The 4621-nt window shown below is 57.7% G+C and carries 5 protein-coding genes; 4 read left to right on the top strand and 1 reads right to left on the bottom strand.

Annotated features, from left to right (window positions below; all coding sequences use genetic code 11):
- Positions 1-65: 65 nt before the first annotated feature.
- Positions 66-1451, bottom strand: coding sequence for a cysteine--tRNA ligase (gene cysS / locus QRD42_RS10010; RefSeq protein ID WP_321987008.1), 1386 nt, complete (start codon positions 1449-1451; stop codon positions 66-68).
- Between the two features lie 174 nt (positions 1452-1625).
- On the opposite strand from cysS, the gene ppiB reads away from it, so the two are divergent.
- The 4 genes from ppiB to purK all read left to right on the top strand — a co-directional run bounded on the left by ppiB (position 1626) and on the right by purK (position 4539).
- Positions 1626-2120: a peptidylprolyl isomerase B gene (gene ppiB, locus QRD42_RS10005; RefSeq protein WP_072567617.1), complete on the top strand. Its 495-nt coding sequence runs from the start codon at positions 1626-1628 to the stop codon at positions 2118-2120.
- Between the two features lie 3 nt (positions 2121-2123).
- Positions 2124-2846, top strand: coding sequence for a UDP-2,3-diacylglucosamine diphosphatase (gene lpxH / locus QRD42_RS10000; RefSeq protein ID WP_321987007.1), 723 nt, complete (start codon positions 2124-2126; stop codon positions 2844-2846).
- Positions 2847-2965: 119 nt separating this feature from the next.
- Positions 2966-3475 (top strand): 5-(carboxyamino)imidazole ribonucleotide mutase, encoded by a 510-nt coding sequence (gene purE / locus QRD42_RS09995; protein WP_321987006.1) that lies wholly within the window; start codon positions 2966-2968, stop codon positions 3473-3475.
- Positions 3472-4539, top strand: coding sequence for a 5-(carboxyamino)imidazole ribonucleotide synthase (purK, locus tag QRD42_RS09990; protein WP_072567614.1), 1068 nt, complete (start codon positions 3472-3474; stop codon positions 4537-4539). Before purE ends, purK begins: the two co-directional genes overlap by 4 nt.
- Positions 4540-4621: the final 82 nt, after the last annotated feature.

Raw genomic sequence — 4621 nt, 5'->3', positions numbered from 1 at the left:
TGCTTACCCGGCCTACAACACAATTTGTAGGCCCGGCAAGCAACGCGGCGCCGGGCGTTACTGACTTACTTACGACGCCAGGTGGTTCCCTGCGGGCCGTCTTCCAGCACGATCCCCATCTCATTGAGACGATCGCGCGCCGCATCGGCGGCGGCCCAGTCTTTCGCCTGACGCGCATCCAGGCGCTGTTTGATTAAGGCTTCGATCTCGGCCACTTCGCCATCATCGGCCTGCGCGCCGCTTTGCAGGAACTGTTCTGCATCCTGCTCCAGCAGGCCCAGCACGCCCGCAAGCTTACGCAGCTGCGCGGCCATGCCGTTCGCGGCGTTGATATCTTCCGCTTTCAGGCGGTTAACCTCGCGCGCCATGTCGAACAGCACCGAATAGGCTTCCGGGGTGTTGAAATCGTCGTCCATCGCTTCGATAAAGCGCGCTTCAAAGGCCTCGCCGCCTGCCGGAGCCACGTTTTTATCGGTGCCGCGCAGCGCGGTATAGAGACGCTCCAGCGCGGAACGCGCCTGCTTGAGGTTCTCTTCGCTGTAGTTCAGCTGGCTGCGGTAGTGACCGGACATCAGGAAGTAGCGAATGGTTTCCGCGTCGTAATACTTCAGCACGTCGCGCACGGTGAAGAAGTTGCCGAGGGATTTCGACATCTTTTCACGGTCAACCATTACCATGCCGGAGTGCATCCAGTAGTTAACGTATTCGCCGTCGTGGGCGCAGGTGGACTGCGCGATCTCGTTTTCATGATGCGGGAACATCAGATCCGCGCCGCCGCCGTGAATATCGAAATGGTTGCCCAGCTGTTTGCAGTTCATCGCCGAGCACTCAATATGCCAGCCCGGACGGCCTTCGCCCCACGGCGAACTCCAGCTCGGTTCGCCCGGCTTGGACATTTTCCACAGTACGAAATCCATCGGGTTGCGTTTGATGTCCGCCACTTCGACGCGCGCACCGGCCTGCAACTGATCCAGATCCTGACGCGACAGCTTGCCGTAGTTCGGATCAGTGGGTACCGAGAACATCACGTCGCCGTTGTCAGCCACATAAGCATGACCACGCTCAATCAGACGTGCGGTGATATCGATGATCTCGTGAATATGGTGAGTGGCGCGCGGCTCGCTGTCCGGACGCAGAATATTCAGCGCGTCGAAATCCGCATGCATTTCGCCGATCATACGATCCACCAGCGCGACGAATTCCTCACCGTTCTCATTGGCACGCTTAATGATTTTGTCGTCAATATCGGTGATGTTACGCACGTATTTCAGCTGATAGCCCAGGAAACGCAGATAGCGCGACACCACATCAAAGGCCACAAAGGTACGGCCATGGCCGATATGACACAGATCGTAAACGGTGATACCACACACGTACATGCCCACTTCACCGGCATGGATAGGTTTGAATTCCTCTTTCTGGCGCGTCAGGGTATTAAAAATTTTAAGCATCGAAGATTCCGTTTAGACGTGTGTGGAGAATATCTTTCTTATCATAACCATATTTCGGCAGCGAAGCAGCACCCTTTGCAAGGTGATCGAACCTCAGGGTTATGCTATAAAAGGCGATTATCTCTGACCCATTGCCGGGTCTACGCGACTTACCAAACAGAACAGGATGCAACAATGGTTACTTTCCACACTAATCACGGCGATATCGTAATCAAAACCTTTGATGATAAAGCACCTGAAACCGTTAAAAACTTCCTCGACTACTGCCGCGAAGGTTTTTACGACAACACCATTTTCCACCGTGTGATCAATGGCTTTATGATCCAGGGCGGCGGTTTTGAACCGGGTATGAAGCAGAAAGAGACCAAAGAGGCGATCAAAAACGAAGCCAACAACGGTCTGAAAAACACCCGTGGCACGCTGGCCATGGCCCGTACTCAGGCGCCGCACTCTGCGACTGCGCAGTTCTTCATTAACGTGGTTGATAACGACTTCCTGAACTTCAGCGGCGAAAGCCTGCAGGGCTGGGGTTACTGCGTATTCGCCGAAGTGGCGGAAGGCATGGACGTGGTTGATAAAATCAAAGCCGTTTCTACTGGCCGCAGCGGTATGCACCAGGACGTGCCGAAAGAAGACGTAATCATTAAAAGCGTGACCGTCAGCGAGTAATCGGTGGCGACACTCTTTATTGCAGATCTCCATCTGCAAACAGAAGAACCGGCGATCACCGCCGGTTTTCTGCGTTTTCTGACCGGTACAGCCCGGGAAGCGGACGCGTTGTACATTCTGGGCGATCTGTTTGAAGCCTGGATCGGCGATGACGATCCCAATCCCCTGCACCGGCAGATCGCCGCCGCGCTGAAAGCGCTGGCGGATTCCGGCATCCCGGTGTATTTCATTCACGGCAATCGTGATTTTCTGCTCGGCCAGCGTTTTGCCCGGGAAAGCGGCATGACGCTGCTGCCGGAAGAAAAAGTCCTTGAGCTGTACGGTAAACGGCTGCTGATCCTGCACGGCGATACTCTGTGTACCGATGACGCGGGCTATCAGGCGTTTCGCGCTAAAGTCCACCAGCCCTGGCTGCAAAAGCTGTTTCTCGCCCTGCCGCTGTTTATCCGCACGCGCATCGCCGCGAAAATGCGCGCTGGCAGCAAATCCGCCAACCGCACTAAATCCCAGGCCATCATGGATGTTAACCCACAGGCGGTGGTGAAGGTGATGGAAAAGCATCAGGTGCAGCATCTGATCCACGGTCATACCCATCGCCCGGATATTCACGCGCTGACCGCCAACGGTGAACCCGCCAGTCGTTATGTGCTGGGCGCCTGGCACAGTGAAGGCTCAATGGTGAAAGTGACCGCCGACAATATTGAGCTGATCGCGTTTCCCTTCTGAGAAAACGCCTGTATTTGACCTTTACCGCGTTACGCAACCGTTTTCCTTGCTAATTATCCATGCTATTCTCTGTGGCCTTAAAAGCAGTCTGAAGCACACCCACAGGAGTTTTAAGGCGCATGTCTTCCCGCAATAATCCGGCGCGTATCGCCATCGTGATGGGGTCCAAAAGCGACTGGGCAACCATGCAGTTCGCCACTGAAATCCTCGATTTTCTGCACGTTTCTTACCATGTTGAAGTGGTCTCCGCCCATCGCACCCCCGACAAACTGTTCAGCTTCGCCGAAAGCGCAGAGCAGAACGGTTATCAGGTGATCGTTGCCGGCGCAGGGGGGGCTGCACATCTGCCGGGCATGATTGCGGCGAAAACGCTGGTGCCGGTGCTGGGTGTGCCCGTGCAAAGCGCCGCGTTAAGCGGTGTCGACAGTCTTTACTCCATCGTACAGATGCCGCGCGGTATTCCGGTGGGCACGCTGGCGATTGGTAAAGCCGGTGCCGCCAACGCCGCGCTGCTGGCGGCGCAGATCCTCGCTACTCAGGATCGCGAGCTGCATCAGCGCCTGGTTGAGTGGCGTCAAAGCCAGACGGATGAAGTGCTGGATAACCCGGATCCGCGGAGCGAAGCATGAAACAGGTCTGTATTTTAGGTAACGGTCAGCTGGGCCGGATGCTGCGCCAGGCCGGTGAGCCGCTGGGTATCGCCGTATGGCCGGTGGGACTGGATGCGGAGCCGGAAGCGGTGCCTTTCGCGCAAAGCGTGATCACCGCTGAAATCGAGCGCTGGCCGGAAACCGCCCTCACCCGCGAGCTGGCGCGTCACCCGGCGTTCGTCAACCGCGATGTATTCCCGATCATCGCCGATCGACTGACGCAAAAGCAGCTGTTTGACACCCTCGGGCTTGCCACCGCGCCCTGGCAGTTGCTGGCCAGCCGCGATGAATGGTCCGGCGTGTTTGATCGCCTGGGCGAGCTGGCGATCGTCAAGCGCCGCGTCGGCGGTTATGACGGACGCGGTCAGTGGCGTCTGCGCGCAGACGATACCGACCAGTTGCCGGATGACTGCTACGGCGAGTGCATTGTCGAGCAGGGCATTAATTTTTCCGGCGAAGTATCGCTGGTAGGCGCGCGCGGACATGACGGCAGCACGGTGTTTTATCCCCTGACGCACAACCTGCATCAGGACGGTATTTTACGTACCAGCGTGGCCTTCCCGCAGGCGAACGCCGCCCAGCAGACGCAGGCGGAAACCATGCTCAGCGCGGTAATGAATGAACTCAATTACGTCGGCGTGATGGCGATGGAGTGCTTTGTCACCCCTGGCGGACTGCTGATCAACGAGCTGGCCCCGCGCGTGCATAACAGCGGGCACTGGACGCAGAACGGCGCGTCCATCAGCCAGTTTGAACTGCATCTGCGCGCCATTACCGGGCTGGCGATGCCGCAACCGGTGATTAACAGCCCGTCGGTAATGATCAACCTGATCGGCAGCGATCTCAACTACGACTGGCTGAAGCTGCCGCTGGTGCATCTGCACTGGTACGACAAAGAGGTGCGCCCGGGTCGTAAGGTCGGGCATCTGAATCTCAATGATGCCGACACCGACCGCCTGAGCGCCACCCTCGAAGCCCTGCTCCCGCTGCTGCCGCCGGAATACGCCAGCGGCATCGCCTGGGCACAGTCAAAATTAGCGTAGCACTATCGCCCGGCGGCGCAGGCTTGCCGGGCCTACAAANNNNCCCCCGTAGGCCGGGTAAGGCGCAGCCGCCACCCGGCAA

The organism is Enterobacter sp. PGRG2 (assembly GCF_030291195.1).
Lineage (GTDB): Bacteria > Pseudomonadota > Gammaproteobacteria > Enterobacterales > Enterobacteriaceae > Enterobacter_D.
This window is presented reverse-complemented; position numbering and strand designations above follow the sequence as displayed.

Bases quoted from the DNA above. Each gene is read 5' to 3' on its own strand.
- cysS (WP_321987008.1), bottom strand. From the start codon at position 1,451: ATGCTTAAAATTTTTAATACCCTGACGCGCCAGAAAGAGGAATTCAAA.
- ppiB (WP_072567617.1), top strand. From the start codon at position 1,626: ATGGTTACTTTCCACACTAATCACGGCGATATCGTAATCAAAACCTTT.
- purE (WP_321987006.1), top strand. From the start codon at position 2,966: ATGTCTTCCCGCAATAATCCGGCGCGTATCGCCATCGTGATGGGGTCC.
- purK (WP_072567614.1), top strand. From the start codon at position 3,472: ATGAAACAGGTCTGTATTTTAGGTAACGGTCAGCTGGGCCGGATGCTG.